At 68.4% G+C, this 19,210-nt stretch carries 14 protein-coding genes; 6 read left to right on the top strand and 8 right to left on the bottom strand.

Going from position 1 to position 19,210, the window contains the following annotated elements; translation table 11 throughout:
• The first annotated feature begins 100 nt into the window (after positions 1-100).
• Positions 101-2,143, top strand: a complete 2,043-nt coding sequence (locus NF4_RS29085) for an ATP-dependent DNA helicase (protein WP_063130575.1) — start codon at positions 101-103, stop codon at positions 2,141-2,143.
• 10 nt (positions 2,144-2,153) lie between these two features.
• Here NF4_RS29085 and NF4_RS29090 read toward each other — a convergent pair whose 3' ends face one another.
• The 3 genes from NF4_RS29090 to glgP all read right to left on the bottom strand — a co-directional run bounded on the left by NF4_RS29090 (position 2,154) and on the right by glgP (position 7,037).
• Entirely contained in the window at positions 2,154-2,696 is a 543-nt protein-coding gene (locus tag NF4_RS29090; RefSeq protein WP_063130576.1) for a DoxX family protein, read from the bottom strand.
• A 99-nt stretch (positions 2,697-2,795) separates the two neighbouring features.
• Complete coding sequence (locus NF4_RS29095; protein ID WP_063130577.1) at positions 2,796-4,157, bottom strand: NCS2 family permease; 1,362 nt, start codon at positions 4,155-4,157, stop codon at positions 2,796-2,798.
• 342 nt (positions 4,158-4,499) lie between these two features.
• Positions 4,500-7,037, bottom strand: coding sequence for an alpha-glucan family phosphorylase (glgP, locus tag NF4_RS29100; protein WP_198165515.1), 2,538 nt, complete (start codon positions 7,035-7,037; stop codon positions 4,500-4,502).
• Positions 7,038-7,633: 596 nt separating this feature from the next.
• Here glgP and NF4_RS29105 point away from each other — a divergent pair.
• Positions 7,634-9,637, top strand: coding sequence for an alpha-1,4-glucan--maltose-1-phosphate maltosyltransferase (locus tag NF4_RS29105; RefSeq protein WP_063130578.1), 2,004 nt, complete (start codon positions 7,634-7,636; stop codon positions 9,635-9,637).
• Positions 9,638-9,644: 7 nt separating this feature from the next.
• Positions 9,645-11,801 (top strand): 1,4-alpha-glucan branching protein GlgB, encoded by a 2,157-nt coding sequence (glgB, locus tag NF4_RS29110; protein ID WP_063130596.1) that lies wholly within the window; start codon positions 9,645-9,647, stop codon positions 11,799-11,801.
• Positions 11,802-12,219: 418 nt separating this feature from the next.
• Here glgB and NF4_RS29115 read toward each other — a convergent pair whose 3' ends face one another.
• The 3 genes from NF4_RS29115 to NF4_RS29125 all read right to left on the bottom strand — a co-directional run bounded on the left by NF4_RS29115 (position 12,220) and on the right by NF4_RS29125 (position 14,746).
• Positions 12,220-13,068 (bottom strand): tetratricopeptide repeat protein, encoded by an 849-nt coding sequence (locus NF4_RS29115; RefSeq protein WP_063130579.1) that lies wholly within the window; start codon positions 13,066-13,068, stop codon positions 12,220-12,222.
• A 61-nt stretch (positions 13,069-13,129) separates the two neighbouring features.
• Positions 13,130-13,498: a DUF3817 domain-containing protein gene (locus NF4_RS29120; protein ID WP_063130580.1), complete on the bottom strand. Its 369-nt coding sequence runs from the start codon at positions 13,496-13,498 to the stop codon at positions 13,130-13,132.
• 69 nt (positions 13,499-13,567) lie between these two features.
• A complete protein-coding gene (locus tag NF4_RS29125; protein WP_063130581.1) occupies positions 13,568-14,746 on the bottom strand; it encodes an acetyl-CoA C-acetyltransferase in 1,179 nt (392 codons plus the stop codon).
• 532 nt (positions 14,747-15,278) lie between these two features.
• Between NF4_RS29125 and mce the strand changes: the two genes are divergently transcribed.
• Both mce and NF4_RS29135 read left to right on the top strand, forming a co-directional pair.
• Positions 15,279-15,752, top strand: coding sequence for a methylmalonyl-CoA epimerase (mce, locus tag NF4_RS29130; protein WP_039822866.1), 474 nt, complete (start codon positions 15,279-15,281; stop codon positions 15,750-15,752).
• A gap of 86 nt (positions 15,753-15,838) precedes the next feature.
• The gene (locus NF4_RS29135; protein ID WP_063130582.1) at positions 15,839-16,855 is read left to right on the top strand and encodes a coiled-coil domain-containing protein; all 1,017 of its coding nucleotides are present in this window, start codon (positions 15,839-15,841) and stop codon (positions 16,853-16,855) included.
• Positions 16,856-17,173: 318 nt separating this feature from the next.
• On the opposite strand, the gene NF4_RS29140 is transcribed toward NF4_RS29135, so the two are convergent.
• Positions 17,174-17,479: an Rv1322 family protein gene (locus NF4_RS29140; RefSeq protein WP_063130583.1), complete on the bottom strand. Its 306-nt coding sequence runs from the start codon at positions 17,477-17,479 to the stop codon at positions 17,174-17,176.
• Between the two features lie 10 nt (positions 17,480-17,489).
• Positions 17,490-18,176, bottom strand: coding sequence for an endonuclease NucS (gene nucS, locus NF4_RS29145; RefSeq protein WP_063130584.1), 687 nt, complete (start codon positions 18,174-18,176; stop codon positions 17,490-17,492).
• A gap of 304 nt (positions 18,177-18,480) precedes the next feature.
• On the opposite strand from nucS, the gene NF4_RS29150 reads away from it, so the two are divergent.
• Entirely contained in the window at positions 18,481-19,041 is a 561-nt protein-coding gene (locus tag NF4_RS29150; RefSeq protein WP_157120663.1) for a hypothetical protein, read from the top strand.
• Positions 19,042-19,210 lie beyond the last annotated feature (169 nt).

Here is a 19,210-nt window from a genome sequence, read left to right on the forward strand (position 1 = left end):
CGCGGGGAAGAGCGGCACACACCTGTCCCGCCGAGTGGGCAGGACAGGCCGGGCCGCGACTGGGCGCACGGCTGTCGGTGCGGCGCAGTAGGCTGCCCGAGTGCCCGAACTCCCGCCCGTATCAGACCTGCTGGCGACCGCTGTGACCGCGCTCGGCGGTAAGGAACGCCCGGGTCAGATGACGATGGCCGCGGCGGTGGACAACGCCATCGAGAACAAAGAGCATCTGGCCGTCCAGGCGGGGACGGGCACCGGCAAATCACTCGCCTACCTGGTACCCAGCCTGCGGTACGCGGTGCGGACCGGGCGCACGGTGGTGATCTCCACCGCCACCATCGCGCTGCAACGCCAGCTGGTGGACCGGGATCTTCCCCGCCTTGCCCAGGCGCTGACGAAACCGCTGGGCCGCACGCCGGAGTTCGCGATCCTCAAGGGCCGCAACAACTACCTGTGCTTGAACAAGATCAACAGCGCCGTCCCGGAGGAGCCCGCCGAGGCCGAACTGTTCGACGCGTTCGCGGTCTCGCGGCTCGGCCGCGAAGTGAAACGGCTCAACGAATGGGCCTCCGACACCGAGACCGGCGACCGCGACGAACTCGCCCCGGGCGTCGGCGACCGGGCCTGGCGGCAGGTGAGCGTGTCCGCGCGCGAATGTCTGGGTAAATCACGCTGCCCGTTCGGACAGGACTGTTTCGCCGAACGGGCCCGGGCCGAATCCGCGCAGGCCGATATCGTCGTCACCAATCACGCCCTCCTGGCCATCGACGCCATCAGTGGTGTGCAGGTCCTGCCCGAACACGATCTGGTGGTGGTCGACGAGGCGCACGAACTCGTCGACCGGGTCACCGGGATCGCGACCGCCGAGTTGTCCGCCACCGCCATCAGCACCGCCGCCCGGCGCTGCGCGAAACTCATCGACGAGCGGGAGGTCGACCGGCTCGAAGAGGCCGCCGAGGCCTGGCACACCGCACTCGACGAACTGCCACCCACCCGCTGGGACACGCTGCCCGAGGGTGTCGCCGGGGTGCTGGCACTCGTCCGGGACGCCGCCTGGAACGCCCGCACCGCGCTCAATCCGCACGGCTCCGGCGGCAACGACCCCGAGGCCGCCGCAGGCCGGAACATGGCCATCGCCGGGGTGGAGGAGATCCACGACAGCGCGGTCCGCGCGCTCACCGCCTTCGACGAGCCCGACCCCGCGGTCCGCCGCGATGTGGTGTGGCTGTCGGCCGACGAGATCCGCGGAGTCACCCGGCGCACCCTGCGGATGGCCCCGCTCGCCGTGGGCGGGCTGTTGCGCAGTCAATTGTTCGGCACCGCAACGGTCGTCCTCACCTCGGCGACACTGCAGATCGGCGGAAACTTCGACGGTCTGGCCCGCACCTGGGGCCTGCCGCCGCAATCGAACAGCCGCGTCGATCCGGCGACGGCCAACAGCGCCGAGGCACCGAGCGACGCCGATACGGTGCGCTGGTCGTCGCTGGACGTGGGTTCGCCGTTCGACCATGCCAAATCCGGAATTCTCTATGTCGCCAAACATCTGCCGGCCCCGGGCCGCGACGGCCTGCCCCCGGCCTACCTGGACGAGATCGAGCGGCTGGTGGGGGCCGCGGGCGGACGCACCCTCGGGCTCTTCTCGTCCATGCGGGCGGCGAAGGCGGCCACCGAGGTCCTGCGCAAACGCCTGGACACCCCGATCCTGTGCCAGGGCGAGGATTCCACCGGCGCCCTGGTGCGCAAATTCGCCGACGACCCGGAAACCTCCCTGTTCGGCACGCTCTCGCTCTGGCAGGGAGTCGATGTGCCCGGTCCCTCGCTGAGTCTGGTGATCCTGGACCGCATCCCGTTCCCCCGGCCCGACGATCCGCTGCTGGCGGCCCGGCAGCGCGCCGTGGAATCGCGCGGCGGCAACGGTTTCCTCACAGTCGCCGCGAGCCACGCTGCCCTGCTCCTTGCCCAGGGCACGGGCCGGTTGCTGCGCAGCGTCGACGACCGCGGCGTCGTCGCCATCCTCGATTCCCGGCTGGCCACCGCACGCTATGGCGGTTTCCTGCGCGCCTCCCTGCCCCCGTACTGGGAGACGGCCGACCCGGCCGTGGTGGAGAAGGCACTACGCCGGCTCTCCGCCGCCGCGACGGTCTGATCCGGGCCGCTCAGAGCACCGCTTTGAAGATCAGGGTGAGCACCGCGGCGACCACGGCGACGGCCACCGCGATCAGTCCCCACACCAGGCCGCCGCGCGCCCACCCGCGGTTGCCGTCCACCGAGAAACGGCCCGGACCGGTGAACGCCAGGGTCGCTGCGACCGCGGCGAAGTGCAGGCCCATCTCGTACCCCTCGCCGGTGAGCAGCCCGCCACTGAAGGTCGTGTTGATGATGACGATGGCGGTACCGAGTACGATCGCCGCGCCCAGCGGGGACAGCGCGCCGAGTGCCAGCAGCAGCCCGCCGGTGAATTCACTGAGCCCGGCCAGCGTGCCGAAGAAATTGCCCGGGTTGAAGCCCATCTGCTCGAAAGCGGCATTGTTGTCGGTCAGACCCGGGCCGTCGAACCAGCCGAAGAGTTTCTGGCTGCCGTGCGCGGCGATCAGCAGACCGAAGACCACCCGCAGAATCAGGAGGCCGATATCGGTGGACAGAGCCCGGTTTCTGGTCGCCGGTACCGCGGTACGGCCCAACGTCGACTCGACTGTCATATGAACCCCTCCTTGCTATCCGGATAGTTAGCCACGGAAACAAACGGACCGAGGTCCTGTTATCCAGGCTATCGGTTGCCGCCCCGGCCCTCTAGCAAGCTATTCCGCCAGGAAGAAGAAATATCCGAGGAATATCAGGGTCAGCACCCACATCACCGGATGCACCTCGCGGATCCGGCCGCGGGCCACCATCACCACCGGGTAGAAGATCATTCCCATGGCCAGCCCGTTCGCGATGGAGTACGTCAACGGCATCATCACGATGGTGATGAACGCCGGGACCGCGAACTCCAGCCGGGTCCAGTCGATATCCCCCAGCGACCGGGCCATGAGCACCCCGACCACGATCAGCGCGGCCGCGGTCACCGCCCCCGACGCCGCCACCACCGAGAAGATCGGATAGCAGAACATGGCCACCGCGAACCAGGCGGCCGTCGCCACCGCGGTCAGTCCGGTCCTACCGCCCGCGGACACACCGGCTGTCGATTCCACATACGCCGTGGTGGTGGAGGTGCCGATCACCGCGCCGGCCATGGTGCCCACCGCGTCGGCGGACAGTGCGCTCGCGGCTCGCGGCAGCTCACCCTTGCTGTTCAACAGGCCCGCTTGGTTGGCGACGCCGATGAGTGTGCCCGAGGCGTCGAAGAAATCGACGAACAGCATGGTCAGCACCACCACGGCCATCTGCGCGGTGAACGCGTCGGGCAGGTGGATGATCGCCTGCCCGAAGGTCTGGTCCAGCCCCCGCGGCAGTGCCGCGACACCGTCGGGCACATCCACCAGACCGGCGACCATCCCGACCACCGCCGTCAGCACGATGCCGTACAGCACCGCCCCGTGCCACCCGCGGACCAGGAAGATCACCGTGATCACGAGGCCGAACAGCGCCAGCACCGTCGTGCCCTGGGTGAAATCGCCGAGCTTCACCAGCGTCGAATCGCTGTCGACCACGATGCCCGCGTTCTTGAACCCGAGAAACGCCACGAACATGCCGACGCCGGCCGCGACCGCCAGTTTCAGCTGCAGCGGGATCGCGTTGAGGATCTTCTCCCGGATCCTGGTCACCGCGAGTACGAAGAAGATCACACCCGACAGGAATGTGCCCGACAGCGCGACCTGCCAGGGAATCCCCATACCCAGCACCACCGAGAACGCGAAGAACGCGTTCAGGCCCATCCCCGGCGCCAGCGCGATCGGATACCGCGCCCACAACCCCATGACCAGGGACCCGGCCACCGCCGAGACCGCGGTCGCGGTGAACACGGCCTGGGTCGGGATGCCCTGGTCGCCCAGTGCGCCCTGGTCACCCAGGATGGACGGGTTGACCGCCAGCACGTAACACATGGCCAGGAACGTCACCGTGCCCGCCATGAGCTCGCGCCGCATGGTCGACCCGTGCACCCCGACAGCGAAATATGTATCGATCCGCCCGCGGGTCCGGGTCAGAAGATCGGTGGCCATGGGACCTCCAGTCGGCTGGATATGACACCCGCCCACGCGCGGACGGGGAGCGGACCGGAGTCCGGCAGGAACTCGCCGGGCACCGCTCCGGCCGATACCCGGCGCGTACGCACCGAACCGAACCAGAAGGCGACAGCCCCGTATGCCCCCAACCGGTGAGCGCAGTACACAGTGGGAGGTCCGGCGCCCGGCAGCGCCAGTGTGGAACGGTATCCGATACCCGTGCGAACCGAAGTCGCCACCTCCCCGGCCCGTGTGGCCCGCCACCCGGGCCGGCGGGAGCGACGCGATCCCGAGTGACGTGGCGGAGCCGCGGGTCGCTCGCTTCCCCGGCGCCCGCGGTCAGGCGTTGACCACCCGGCCCAGCTCCGCGGGTGTGGCGAGCAGATCGTGTACCGGCAGCACCCGGACCGTGTAGCCCACCGCACCCGAGCGCGGTAGCGGAGTCTCGACGGTGAAGACCGTCAGCGCGGATTCGGCGGACACCATTCCGGTGCAGGACATCGTGACGGTACCGGTGTCGGTCAGCTCGTCCTCGGGCGTGACCCGCCCGAGCACGGCCTGAACCGTCACGTCGTCGGGCCCGAGACCACCGAGGTCCACCCGTGCGGTCAACGACAGCGGCGCCCCGATCACGGGGGCGTCCGGAAGACCGGCCGCGTCCACCTGCACCACCCGCACCCGCGGCCACGCGTTGTCCACCCGCCTGCGGTATTCGGCGATTTCCCGCGCACCCCGCAGGTTCTCCCCGGTGACCCGCCGGGACGCCGCGGCGGCCGGCAGGTAGTAGCGCTCGGTGTACTCGCGCACCATCCGGTCCGCCAGCACTTCCGGCCCGAGAACGCGCAGCGTGTGACGCACCATCTCGACCCAGCGGCCCGGGACGCCGGCCGCGTCGCGCGCGTAGAAACGCGGCGCGACCGTCCGCTCCATCAGTTCGTAGAGTGCGCTCGCCTCCAGATCGTCGCGACGATCATCGGACACGCCGTCGGCGGTCGGGATCGCCCACCCGTTCTCGCCGTCGAACATCTCGTCCCACCAGCCGTCGCGGATCGACAGGTTCAACCCACCGTTGAGAGCCGATTTCATCCCGGACGTCCCGCATGCCTCCAACGGCCGAAGCGGGTTGTTCAGCCACACATCACACCCCCAGTACAGGTACCGGGCCATGGATATGTCGTAATCGGGCAGGAAGACGATCCGGTGGCGCACCACCGGATCGTCGGCGAACCGCACCACCTGCTGGATCAGCGCCTTACCGCCCTCGTCCGCGGGATGACTCTTGCCCGCCACCACCAACTGCACGGGCCGGTCGGGGTCCAGCAGCAGATCCCGCAACCGCCGCGGATCGCGCAGCATCAGGGTCAGCCGCTTGTAGGTCGGGACGCGGCGGGCGAAGCCGATGGTCAGCACCTCGGGATCGAATACCGAATCCACCCATGACAGTTCGGCCTCGGCCGCTCCCCGCTGCCGCCACGACTCGCGCAACCGCCGCCGCACCTCCCGCACCAGCTTCGCGCGCAGCGTCCCGCGGATCGCCCAGAGCCGCTCCGGCGCCAGCTCACCCAGCGCCTCCCAGATTCGCGGACAGTCGGCGGTATCGAGCCCCTCCCCCCACTCCCGGGCGGCCCAGGTGGGCGCGTGCACACCGTTGGTCACCGAACCGATCGGCACCTCGGCGGCATCGAAACCGGGCCACAGCGAGTCGAACATGCTCCGGCTCACCGCGCCGTGCAGGCGGGAGACCCCGTTCGCGCGCTGCGCCAGCCGCAAACCCATATGGGCCATATTGAACACCGCGGGATCGTCCTCCCGGCCCAGTGCGATGATCCGGTCCACCGTGATCCCGGGCAGCAGCGGCGATTCCGATTCCCCCGACGACCCGCCGAAATACCGGTGTACCAGCGAGACCGGGAACCGGTCGATCCCGGCCGGCACCGGCGTGTGCGTGGTGAACACGGTTCCTGCGCGCACCGCCGCCAGCGCGGTATCGAAATCGTGGCCCGCGGCCAGATACTCCCGGATCCGCTCCAGTCCCAGAAAACCCGCGTGGCCCTCGTTCATATGGAAGACCTCGGGGTCCGGGAGCCCGGTGGCCGCGGTGTAGGCCCGGACTGCCCGCACGCCGCCGATACCGGCGAGGATCTCCTGCTCGATCCGGTGTCCTTGGTCGCCGCCGTAGAGCCGGTCGGTCACCGACCGCAGCTCCGGATCGTTGGCCGCGATATCGGAGTCCAGCAGTAGCAGCGGCACCCGTCCCACCTGCGCGATCCATACCCGCGCCGCCAGCACACGCCGGTCCGGCAGCGCCACGTGCACCAGCACCGGCGCGCCGTCGGCGGTCAACAACCGCAACGGCAGCCCCTGCGGATCCAGCGCCGGATACCGCTCGACCTGCCGGCCGTCGGCGGCCAGAGACTGCCGGAAATACCCGGACCGGTACAGCAGCCCCACCCCGATCAGCGGCAACCCCAGATCCGATGCCGCCTTGAGATGGTCCCCGGCCAGGATGCCGAGCCCACCCGAATAGTTGGGCAGCGCCTCGGTCACCCCGAACTCCATCGAGAAGTAGGCGATCCCCCGCACCCCCGCGTCCGGGACCGGGCGATCCAGATACGCCCGCAGATCCGCGGCCACCGCGTCGACCCGCGCACAGAACTCCGCGTCACCGGCGAGTTCGTCCAACCGCTCCGGCGCCACTTCCCCCAGCATCCGTACCGGATCGTGCCCGGTCTCCGCCCACCGGCGCGGGTCCAGGGCGGCGAACACATCCTGGGTCGGACCGTGCCACGACCAGCGCAGATTGGTGGAGAGCTCGCCCAGCGCAGCCAGCCGCTCCGGCAGGTGGGCGCGGACGGTGAACCGACGCAGTGCCTTCATCCGCCCGAGCTTAGCTGTGTATATTTGCGCGCCTGCGGCGCGCGGGTCGGGGCCCTGTGACCCCGATTCTTCCCTCCTCCGCTCAGTCGCTGCGCTCCCTCGCTCCGTCGGTCCAGAATCGGGGGCGGGCCCCGACCACTGAGGTAGACCCTCCGGAAAAGACAGAAGGTGCATGCTGTCGTGCACCTCGACCAGCCTGAGGAGGCTCACGTGACTGTCAGTGCTCAATGATCGCCATTCTCTGGACGGTCGACTGCACACGCTCAGTCGCTACGCTCCTTCGCTCCGTCGGTCCAGAACCGGGGGCGGGCCCCGACCGTGGAGGTAGCCCATCCGGAATAGACAGAAGTGCATGCTGCCGTGCGCCTCGACCAGCCTGAGGAGGCTCACAGCCCTGTAAGTGCTCAATGGTCACCGACCCATGAACGGTGGACTGCACACGCTCAGTCGCTGCGCTCCTTCGCTCTGTCGCTCCAGAACCGGGGGCGGGCCCCGACCATGGAGGTAGACCGTCCAGAGAAGACAGAACAGGCACGCCGCCGACTTCACTCGCGCCGGTTTCCGCTACCGATGTCGTTGGCAATAACGTGGTGAGGATGACCGGCCGCATCGCCATCGATGACACCGCCCCGCACATCCCCGGCGGCTACCCCGCGAAGGCCGTGGTCGGGGAGGTTTTCCCAGTGCGTGCCGTGGTGTGGCGGGACGGGCACGGCGCGGTCGGCGCCACCCTGGCGGTGCGTGCGCCGGGCTCGTCGCGTGCGCTCCGTGTCCCGATGACCCCCGACTACGAACCCGATGTCTTCAACGGTGCCTTCACGCCCACGGCGCCCGGGGTGTGGCATTTCCGGATCGAGGGCTGGGCGGATTCCCTCGCGACCTGGCGGTCGGCGGTGGAGGCGAAACTGGCGGTCGGGCAGAGCGCGGCAGATCTGGACAACGATCTGGAGATCGGGGCCCGGCTGCTGGACCGGGCGGCGCAGGCGGTACCGAAGCGGGAGTTCGAGCGGCTGCGGGCGGCCGCGGCCGCGCTCCGCGGCGCCGACCCACTCCCGGCGCGGGTGGCTCCGGCGTTCACCGACGAGGTCACCGAGATCCTGCGGCGGACGCCGCTGCGGGAGCTGCTCACGCGCGGGCCGCAGTATTCGGTGCTGGTGGAGCGCCCGCGGGCCCGCACCGGGTCCTGGTACGAGTTCTTCCCCCGTTCGACCGGCGGGCGCGACGCCGACGGGTCCCCGGTGCACGGCACCTTCGCGACCGCCGCGAACGAACTGCCTCGTATCGCGTCGATGGGTTTCGATGTGGTCTACCTGCCGCCGATCCATCCCATCGGCGTGGTGAACCGCAAAGGCCGCAACAACGCGCTCACCGCGGGCCCCGGCGATGTCGGCTCACCGTGGGCGATCGGTTCGGCCGAGGGCGGTCACGACGCGTTCCACCCGCAACTGGGTACCGAGGCCGATTTCACCGCCTTCGTCCGCACCGCGACGGACCTCGGCCTCGAGGTCGCGCTGGATCTGGCCCTACAGTGCGCGCCCGACCATCCGTGGGTGCGCGCGCATCCGGAATGGTTCATCACGCTGCCCGACGGCACCATCGCCTACGCCGAGAACCCACCCAAGAAGTACCAGGACATCTATCCGCTCGATTTCGACCACGACCCGGACGGCCTGTACGCCGAGGTACTGCGGGTGGTGCGGTACTGGGTCGGGCTCGGCGTGAAGATCTTCCGGGTCGACAACCCGCACACCAAACCGGCCGACTTCTGGGAGTGGCTGATCGCCGCGGTGCGCCGCACGGATCCGGACGTGATCTTCCTATCCGAGGCGTTCACCTATCCCGCGCGGCTCTACGGTCTCGCGCGACGCGGTTTCAGTCAGTCCTACACCTATTTCACCTGGCGCACGCACAAGCACGAGCTCATCGAATTCGGTCTGGAGCTCGCCGCCAAAGCCGACGAAGCCCGGCCCAACCTCTTCGTCAATACGCCCGACATCCTGCATGAGAGCCTGCAACACGGCGGTCCGGGGATGTTCGCGATCCGCGCGGTCCTCGCCGCGACCCTGGGCCCCAGCTGGGGGGTGTACTCGGGTTACGAACTGTACGAGCACCGGGCGGTGCGCCCCGGTAGCGAGGAGTATCTGGACTCGGAGAAGTACGAGCTGCGACCGCGCCCGTTCGCCGAGGCCCGCGCCCGCGGCGAATCCCTCGAACCGCTGCTCACCCGGCTCAACGAGATCCGCCGCCGGCATCCGGCGTTACAGCAACTGCGCTGCCTGCACTTTCACCACATCGACAACGACAACCTGCTCGCGTATTCGAAGACCGATCCCGCGACCGGCGACGCGGTCCTGGTGGTGGTGAACCTGAACCCCTTCACCGCCGAACAGGGCATGCTGTCGCTGGACCTGCCCGCCGTCGGCCGGGAATGGCACGACCACCCGGTGGTCCACGACGAGATCAGCGGCGAGCAGTACCACTGGGCACAGACCAACTACATCCGGCTCGATCCCGCGCACGCGGTCGCCCACATCATCGCGCTGCCCCCGGTGCCCCATCACGCCCGCGCCGCCCTGGCGTACCGGCGCGGGTTCCGGTGACGCCGTGCTGGATCGCCGCGACCTACTGCTCCTCGCCGCGGGCACCCACCCCGACCCGCATACGGTGCTCGGCGCGCACCCACACCCCGACGGCACCGCGGTACGAGTGCTGCGCCCCGCCGCGGAATCGGTATCGGTGCTGGTCGGCGGGGTCGATCATCCGCTGGGCTCGCTGGGGCACGGCGTCTTCACGGCCGTGCTGCCGTACCCCGAGATCCTCGACTACCGCGTCGTCACCGTGCACCCCCACCGACCGGCCACCGTAACCGCCGACGGTTACCGCTTCCTGCCCACCCTCGGCGAGCTGGACCTGCACCTCATCGGCGAGGGCCGGCACGAACGATTGTGGGAGGTACTGGGCGCGCATCCGCGTACCTATCGAGGTCTCGACGGTGAAGTCGCCGGTGTCTCCTTCGCGGTCTGGGCGCCGAACGCCCGCGGCGTCACCGTGTTCGGCGATTTCGACCGCTGGCAGGGCGGTACCTGGCCGATGCGCTCGCTCGGGGGGTCGGGAGTGTGGGAGGTCTTCGTCCCCGGCGCCGCGCCCGGCGACCGCTACAAGTACCGGGTGCACGGGGCCGACGGACGGATCACCGATCACGCCGACCCGCTCGCGCTCGCCACCGAGGTCCCCCCGGCCACCGCGTCCGTCGTCACCACGACCGCGCACCGCTGGACCGACCAGGACTGGCTCACCGCCCGCAGCCACACCGATCCGGCCCGTGCCCCGTTCAGTGTCTTCGAAGTACATCTCGCGTCCTGGCGTCCGGGACTGGACTACCGCGAACTCGCCACCGAACTCAGCGAATACGTACGCGGGCTCGGTTTCACCCATGTCGAACTGCTGCCGGTGGCCGAACATCCCTTCGGCGGGTCCTGGGGATATCAGGTCACCTCGTACTACGCCCCGACCGCACGCTTCGGCAGCCCGGACGACTTCCGCGCCTTCGTCGACCATATGCACGCCGACGGTATCGGCGTCATCCTCGACTGGGTTCCCGCGCATTTCCCGCGCGACGCTTGGGCACTGGCGCGTTTCGACGGCACCCCCCTGTACGAACACCCGGACCCGCGCCGCGGCGAACAGCCCGAATGGGGCACCTACGTGTTCGACTACGGACGGCCCGAAGTACGCAACTTCCTGGTCGCCAACGCGCGGTTCTGGGTCGAGGAGTTCCATATCGACGGCCTGCGCGTCGACGCGGTCGCGGCCATGCTCTACCTCGACTACGCCCGGCCCGGCGGCGGCTGGGAACCCAATGTCCACGGCGGCCGCGAGAACCTGGAGGCCGTCGCCTTCCTCACCGAACTCAACGACAGCCTGCACGCCGCGTATCCGGGTGTCGTCACCATCGCCGAGGAATCCACCACTTGGGCCGGCGTCACCCGCGCCACCGAGGTCGGCGGGCTCGGCTTCTCCATGAAATGGAATATGGGGTGGATGCACGACACTCTCGGCTATCTGGGCCGGGACCCCGTGCACCGCACCTGGCACCACAACGAGATCACCTTCTCGCTCATGTACGCGTGGAGCGAGAACTATGTCCTGCCCATCAGCCACGACGAGGTCGTGCACGGCAAAGGCACACTGTGGACCCGGATGCCCGGCGACGAGTTCGCCAAAGCCGGCGGGGTCCGCGCGCTGCTCGCCTACATGTGGGCCCACCCGGGCAAGCAACTGCTGTTCATGGGCCAGGAGTTCGGGCACTACCGCGAATGGTGGCACGACCACAGTCTCGACTGGCACGAACTCGACAATCCGCTGCACCGCGGTATCCAACTGCTGGTCGCCGACCTCAACCGGGCATACCGCGACCATCCCGCCCTCTGGAGCCAGGACACCACCCCCGGCGGCCACTCCTGGATCACCGCCGACGACCGGGAGTCCAACGTTCTCGCGTTCCTCCGCCACGGCGCCGACGGCAGCACGGTCGCCTGTATCTGCAATTTCTCCGGCGCCACCTACCGTGACTACCGGATCGGGCTGCCCGCCGCCGGGCACTGGACAGAAATCCTGAACACCGACGCGCTCGAGTACGGCGGCACCGGCTCGGGCAATCTCGGCGTGGTACACGCCGACCCGGTCAGCCGCCACGACCGTCCCGCATCGGCCGCGCTCACGCTGGGCCCGCTCAGCGTCGTCTGGCTGACCCCGCGCCCCTGAGCAGCCGCGCCTTCACCAGACAGGTACGACCGACAGCGCCGAGCCGACGAAGCCCCAGAGAACGTCCGAGGAACCGAGGGGTCTCGGTGGCGACCCACCGACCTCGACGCATTGCGTCGACATCCGATCCCGGTCCCCCGGTGCCGAGTTCAACAAGGCCCATACGGGCCCGAACTGGAATACACCGAAATCGGGAATGTCCTTGTGTCGTAATCGGCAACTCAACTCATGTAGTTGCGTCTGCATTCGCTGTCCCGGTGGCCATCCTCCGGCGCCGAGTTCAGCGAGGCCCCCAAAGGTCGAGGCCCGTCCCGCCGTTCGGTGCCCGAAGCGCATGCGCCGCAGGCGCGAGTCTCGGGCGCCGAACGGCGGGACCGAGGGGGGCCTCGACCCCGCGCGCCGAAGGCGCGCCATGGATTCAGTACAGCGCGGTTGCCAATTTTCGGCGGGCCGCCACTACGAACGGCTCGGCCTGGTCGAAGAGTTCGAACAGTTCCAGCAGGCGGGTCCGGACCGTGGTGCGTTCGTCGCCGGCGGTCCGGGCGACCAGTGCGATGAGCCGGTCGAACGCGGCCTCGGGCTGCTGCTGGAAGAGTTCCACATCGGCGGCGTCGAGCGCGGCCGCGACATTGCCGGGGTCCGCGTCGGCGGTGGCGATTGCCGATTCCGGAAGTTCCTGCGCCCGGCGCAGGAACTTCACCTGCCGCAGCGCCGCTGTGGCTTCGGTATTGCCGGGCTCTTGGGCGACGATCGACTCGTAGGCCGACTCCGCGCCCGCCAGGTCGCCCTGTTCGAGCAGCGCCTCCGCCGCCGCGAACCGAGGATCGGCGGGTTGCTCCTGTGGCACGCTCGGGTCGCCCTCGAGTTTGCCCTCCACCGCCTGCACGACGGCGGTCAGCCATTGCGAGACCTGCGCTTCCGGCTGGTTGCCCTGGAAATCGGCCAGCGGTTGCCCGCCCGCGACCGCGATCACCGTCGGAATGCCCTGGACACCGAAGGCCTGCGCGATCCGCATATTGCTCTCGGCTTCTACGGCGGCGAGATCCCAGGTGCCGTTGGCCTCGCCCACGAGCCGTTCCAGCAGCTGGACCAGTTCGATACTGCCGGGGCTGCGCTGGGAGTACAGCGCCACCACGACCGGTACCTGGGCGGAGCGGCGCAGCACCTTGGTCTCGAAATCCGCCTCGGTGACCGTATGGTCGCCCGCGGCGGCCGGCGCACCCGCCGGCGGCTGCTTCAGGGCGGAGAGATCCACCGCCCCGGACATGGCGGCGGCTACGGCGGGTGAAGGACGGCGGGATGCTGGTCGAGTCACATGTTCCAGTTTGTCACGAGGACGCCGCGAGGGTCTGCGGGGACTCGGTGGTGCCGGCCGCACTCAGCTCGCCCAGCTTGCCGGTGCGTACGGCCCACACTTCGAAGACGACCGTGAAGAACGGCGGGATGCTGGACAGGAGCGCCAGCACTGTGGTCTTCCAGTTCCATTCGAGTTCACGCGAGGCCAGCAGTGCCGTCAGCACGAACAGGATGAAGATGCCGCCGTGTACCGGGCCGAAGATCTTCACCCCGATCTCGTTGCCCTCCGCGGGGAGGTACTTGAACGCCATTCCCACCAGCAGGCCCAGCCAGGACAGCGCTTCGAGCACTGCGAAGAAGCGGAACCTGCCGGCAACGGTACCCAGACCAAGGAAGTTCATGCGCCCATTGTGCACCAGCCACTACACGGTGTCGTAGTCGAACCGGTCACACGAGACAAACCGGGCGGTCTACACCTTGACGATCAGCGCATCGCCCTGGCCGCCGCCACCACACAGCGCGGCCGCCCCGATCCCGCCGCCGCGGCGCTTCAGTTCCAGCGCCAGATGCAGCACGATCCGCGCACCCGACATCCCGAGCGGATGCCCGATCGCGATGGCGCCGCCGTTGACGTTCACCTTCGCCGGATCGATCCCGAGCTTGCGGGTCGAGGCGATACCGACCGCCGCGAACGCCTCGTTGATCTCCACCAGGTCCAGATCGGCCGGGGCGATACCCTCCTTGGCACACGCCTTCGCGATCGCGTTGGCCGGCTGGTCCTGCAGGGTCGAATCCGGGCCGGCCACCACACCCGCCGCACCGATTTCGGCGATCCAGCTCAGCCCCAGCTCTTGCGCCTTGACCTTGCTCATCACCACCACCGCGGCCGCGCCGTCGGAGATCTGCGATGCCGACCCGGCGGTGATCGTCCCGTCCTTACGGAACGACGGACGCAACTTGGACAGCGATTCCGCGGTGGTATCGGCCCGGATCCCCTCGTCCTGCCGCACCACGACCGGGTCACCCTTGCGCTGCGGCACCTCCACCGGCGCCACCTCGTCGTCGAAGATCCCGTTCTTCCAGGCGGCGGCTGCCCGCTGATGCGATGCCGCGGCGAAGGCGTCCTGATCGGCCCGGGTGATCGGGTCGGTGTCGTTGCGCTGCTCGGTGAGCGCGCCCATCGCCTGGTCGGTGAAGATATCGTGCAGCCCGTCGTAGGCCATGTGGTCGCGCAGGGTCACGTCACCGTATTTGAACCCCTCGCGGCTCTTCTCGAGCATATGCGGGGCGCGGCTCATCGATTCCTGCCCACCGGCCACCACGATCTCGTACTCCCCGGCCCGGATCAGCTGATCCGCCAGCGCGATCGCGTTGATCCCGGACAGACACACCTTGTTGAGCGTCAGCGCGGGCACATCCATCGGGATACCGCCCGCCACCGCGGCCTGCCGGGCCGGAATCTGTCCCGCACCCGCGGTGAGCACCTGACCCATGATCACGTAGTCGATCTGGTCGCCCCGGACGCCGGCCTTCTCGAGCGCCGCGGCGATCGCGAACCCGCCCAGATCCGATCCGCTGAAATCCTTCAAGCCGCCCAGCAGCCGGCCGATCGGGGTACGCGCACCGGCCACGATCACGGAGTTGGTCACGACGAGCCTCCTGTGTTTACGGCGCCGCCTCCGGCGGCGCGGGATCGGGGCCCTCGTGACCCCGGTTCTTCACTCCGACGCTCAGTCGCTGCGCTCCTTCGCTCTGTCGCTCCAGAACCGGGGCGGGCCCCGATCGCCGAGAGCGACCGTTCGGAGAAGACGAGCGACGCGCGCGGGAACACTGCGGACGGCCCGGGCAGGTCCACCACACTGTTGGTGTTCATGGTTTCCAACCTCCGGGCAGCTCCTGCAGCACTCGATCGCCCCAACGCCCGGGAGCGGGCATGAACCACCACGGTGGCCCGTCATGTTCCTGGCCTGACCAGAAACGCGCGGTGCGACCCCGCGATCCTCGCGTTATCCGAAAGCGACGCGCGGCGCGGACTACTCCACGGTAGCTTGCGGCCTCCCCGGATCGGTGTGCAGGGATGCGGAGATCACCCCGTCAGTATTTGAGGGCGGCCGCCCTCTATTGGCCCCGATCCGGGTGGGTACGCAACCGCGGCAGGGTGGAACGCGCTACTTTCGAAGGGTGAGCACCGCTACCCCGTCATCAGAATTCATCCCCGCCGACTACATCGTCGCGGTCGACCATGTCGGTATCGCCGTCCCCGACCTGGACACCGCCGTCGCCTGGTACGCGGAGAACCTCGGCCTGGTCGAAACCCACCGGGAGGTCAACGAGGAACAGGGCGTCCAGGAAGCGATGCTGTCCGCGCCCGCCGCCGAGGACGATTCGACTGCTCTGCAGTTGCTGGCTCCGCTCGACGAAACCTCCACCATCGCGAAATTCATCGATCGCAGCGGCCCGGGACTGCAGCAGCTGGCCTTCCGGGTCACCGACATCGAAGCCGTTTCCGCATATCTCCGTGATCGCGGCATGCGCCTGCTGTACGAGGCGCCGCGACGCGGAACCGCCGACTCCCGTATCAATTTCGTCCACCCGAAGGATGCTGGCGGTGTGCTGGTCGAGTTACTGGAACCGGATCCGAATGTTACGCACTAGTATCGAGATCGGGCTGTAAGGAGACGCTCCGATAACATTCCCGGTCGGCTCACCATGCGCAGGTCTCAGGCTGTAGTTTGTTGGCCATGTCGTCACCCGAGTCCGATCGCAATCGCTTCGTTGCGCTGCCCTTCACCGTTGTGCGCAAGGGTTATGCGCAAGACGAGGTGCGTAACTATTTCGACCGCTTCGATGCCGAGTTGCGGGTTACCGCCACCGACCGCGACGCCGCCGCCGCCCAGGCCCGGAACCTCGCCAGTCAGCTGGAAGACGCCCGCGACGAAATCGACGAACTCCGCAAGGAAGTCGACCGGCTGTCCGTACCGCCGACCACCGCGGAGGGGATGAGCGACCGCATCTCCCGCATGTTGCGATTGGCCTCGGACGAGGCGTCCGAGGTTCGCGCCCTCGCCCAGGCCGAAGCCGCCGAGATGGTTTCCATCGCGGAGCAGCAGGCCACCGAAATGCGCGGCAAATACGAATCCCTGCTCGCCGAAACCAAGGAAAAGCGCGAAGCGCTGGAAATCGAATACGAGCAGACGCTGGCGAATGCTCGTACCGAATCCGCCAAGATCATCGATGCCGCTCAGGCCGACGCCGAGCGCCTGGCCAAGGAGTCCGAGGCCAAGCGCAAGGCCACGCAGCAGGACTTCGAGGTCACCATGGCCGAGCGGCGCACCAAGCTGACCCGCGCCATGGAGGAGCTCGAGGCCACCAGCCGCGCCGAAGCCGCCCAGCGGATCAAGGACGCCACCGACGAGGCCAACCGTCTCATCACCTCGGCGACCCAGACCTCCGAGCGCAAGATCGCGCACGCGAAGGAACTGGCCGAGGAGATGCGCGTACTGCGCGGCCGGGTCCTGGCCCAGCTGCTCGGTATCCGCGGCCAGCTCGATTCGGTGCCGGCCATGCTCGCGGCGGTCAACCGGGAGAGCGAACTGCTCGATGGTGTGCCCGAGCAGCCGCGTAAGTCCATCGGCAGCGGTCAGAGCAACAAGTCTGTGAACGGCCCGCGTCAGAAGGCCATCCCCGAGGTGAGCTCCGAGGACGATTCCGACGATATCCTCGAGGAAGAACGCGAGAACGCCGACATCAGTCACTGAGCTGCTGTAGGCACGTACACGGCGACAACAGAACACCAGAACAGATCCGAAGGCCGCCCACCGGGGCGGCCTTCCTCATATCCGGCGCCGGCCATCTCCGACCTGACACGATCTGTAACCGGCGGGAGTGGATCTCCGCTGCCCGAAGGCCCGCCGGGTGCGGCACCGGGGTGCCGGTGGGTAGCGCGATGCTGGTCGCTACGCAGGTGCCGGCCGGTTCGCTGTTCTTCTCCGTGCCCACCTGCTCGGGAGTCGTACCCCGCTCGGGGTGTGGACGTTCATCGTCCGGTGCGGACCCCGCGGAGAGCGGGTCCACCGCTAGGACCACCGACGCGTGATCCCCCGGGTTCCCCGGCCCTTCCAGCAGCCACCGTGCCAGTGCCGCCGGTCCGTCTCACCGCTGCCGACCGGCCAGGTCACCACATGCGGCACCCCCGGCATGATCTCGTGATCGCAGCCCGGGCAGCGGTACCGCTTCGCCGCACGCGCCCCCGGCACCGTGCGGACGACGTACTCGTCCCCGTCCGGCCCCGATTCGGTCCGCCGGTAGACATCGCCGAGCCCGCCACCGGTCCGCCACGGCTCCGCCCGGGAGCGCGCGCTGCGCGGATTTCGTCGTGGCATGGCCCCAAGTCTAGAAGAGGCGGAATTCGTTGCTCTCGGTCCCACGTAGGGCGTCGTAATCCAGGGTCAGACAGCGGATCCCGCGATCTTCGGCCAATGTGCGCGCCTGGGGCTTGATCTGCTGCGCCGCGAACACCCCGGCGACCGGCGTCAGCAACGGGTCCCGGTTCAGCAACTCCAGGTACCGGGTGAGTTGTTCGACTCCGTCGATCTCGCCCCGGCGCTTGATCTCCACGGCCACGGTTCCACCGTTCGCGTCGCGGCACAGCAGATCCACCGGCCCGATCGCCGTCATGTACTCCCGCCGGACGAGGCTGTAGCCGGCGCCCAGGGTTTCCACGTGCTCGGCCAGCAGTTCCTGCAGATGCGCTTCCACCCCGTCCTTCACCAGCCCGGGATCCACACCCAGCTCGTGACTGGAGTCGTGCTCGATCTCCTCGATCCCGATCCGCAGCTCTTCCCCCGCCTTGTTGCTGACAACCCACAGCGCTTTCAACTGAGCGGCAGCCGCGTCCGGCTGCCGCTCGTCCAACCAGCAGGGCGGGCTCATCCAGTTCAACGGCTTGTACGAACCCCCGTCGGAATGGACCAGCACCGACCCGTCCGCCTTGATCATCAGCAGCCGGCGGGCCATCGGCAGGTGAGCGGTCAACCGCCCCACGTAGTCGACCTGGCACCGTGCAATCACGAGTCGCATCCGGCAGAGTCTAGGCCTTGTCCGCCGCGCATCCTCGTCGGACCGGCGTCATGCCGCAGCGGTGCCGCCGGAAGTCTCCTGGCGCGGGCAGCTCAGCGCGTTCTCACACCGACCGCGGGGGTTCGCTCGGAACTTACCGCCCCCGTGGCACCGAGATCTGCCCGGTGCCGACCGGACCTTCGACTCGAGATTCCGACTCGGCTCGCGCGGCACCCGGTCGGTGGCGCTACCAGGAGCAGCCCGGGAAGCCATTGATGGATGCGAACCGTTCCTCGATCACACCATGCAGAATTACCGGGGAAACATGACCGGCCCCAACCGGGAAGTAATGGGGAGATACGGTTCGGTGTGGATTTCTCGGCTGATCCGCGATGGGTCGGGGCGCGTCGTTCGCAGTGTTCTCGAGTTCGCTGAGGACAGCAAGAGCCGAACCACCAAGAACACCGGTGATTTTCGCGCGTTGCTCGACGATGCAGCCGTCCGAGAGTCATACGGCAGCGACCAGGTCAAGGAGTCGGTGGGTGAACCATCCGCGGGCGCGCCGGCAGCCCCGATTCGTGGCAAGAAACTGCATACACCCGACCTGTCCGCTATGCCCACACTCGACAATTTCATCCGCGGGTCGGCGGCAGACGACGGGAAACTGAAGGCGACGCTGTCCGTGCTGAAGCTGGACATGGACACAGATACGTGGCCCGAGAAAGACCGCCGGGAATACGAGATTGCCACCGTGTGCCCTGATCGAGGAATGGAAGCGGAAGGCGCAGGAACTGCCCTGGACACACTGGACGACATACGCAGAGCTACCGCCGAAGTCTGCTGTATGCCCGGCCGCGGGACGGATCCGCACGCACCCAGCGGATAACAATTAATTTCCCGGGTGTCTGCGGACCGTCCAGAGCCGGACGAATCGCTCGCGGCGTGAACGAGTCGGTCTCGACACGGCGTCGAGCCGATCCCAACGCCACCCGCCCCGCAAAGATAACGCCCTGAAACGCCTATAGGGGCCCACAATGTGGGCCCCTATAGGGAAT

This window comes from Nocardia fusca NBRC 14340 (assembly GCF_001618425.1).
Classification (GTDB): domain Bacteria; phylum Actinomycetota; class Actinomycetes; order Mycobacteriales; family Mycobacteriaceae; genus Nocardia; species Nocardia fusca.

What these genes read in the sequence shown, in the direction of transcription:
- NF4_RS29115 (WP_063130579.1), bottom strand. Translation starts at nt 13,068, where the DNA reads ATGTCCGGGGCGGTGGATCTCTCCGCCCTGAAGCAGCCGCCGGCGGGT.
- glgP (WP_198165515.1), bottom strand. Translation starts at nt 7,037, where the DNA reads ATGAAGGCACTGCGTCGGTTCACCGTCCGCGCCCACCTGCCGGAGCGG.
- NF4_RS29140 (WP_063130583.1), bottom strand. Translation starts at nt 17,479, where the DNA reads ATGCCACGACGAAATCCGCGCAGCGCGCGCTCCCGGGCGGAGCCGTGG.
- NF4_RS29150 (WP_157120663.1), top strand. Translation starts at nt 18,481, where the DNA reads ATGACCGGCCCCAACCGGGAAGTAATGGGGAGATACGGTTCGGTGTGG.
- NF4_RS29105 (WP_063130578.1), top strand. Translation starts at nt 7,634, where the DNA reads ATGACCGGCCGCATCGCCATCGATGACACCGCCCCGCACATCCCCGGC.
- NF4_RS29090 (WP_063130576.1), bottom strand. Translation starts at nt 2,696, where the DNA reads ATGACAGTCGAGTCGACGTTGGGCCGTACCGCGGTACCGGCGACCAGA.
- NF4_RS29095 (WP_063130577.1), bottom strand. Translation starts at nt 4,157, where the DNA reads ATGGCCACCGATCTTCTGACCCGGACCCGCGGGCGGATCGATACATAT.
- NF4_RS29120 (WP_063130580.1), bottom strand. Translation starts at nt 13,498, where the DNA reads ATGAACTTCCTTGGTCTGGGTACCGTTGCCGGCAGGTTCCGCTTCTTC.
- NF4_RS29135 (WP_063130582.1), top strand. Translation starts at nt 15,839, where the DNA reads ATGTCGTCACCCGAGTCCGATCGCAATCGCTTCGTTGCGCTGCCCTTC.
- nucS (WP_063130584.1), bottom strand. Translation starts at nt 18,176, where the DNA reads ATGCGACTCGTGATTGCACGGTGCCAGGTCGACTACGTGGGGCGGTTG.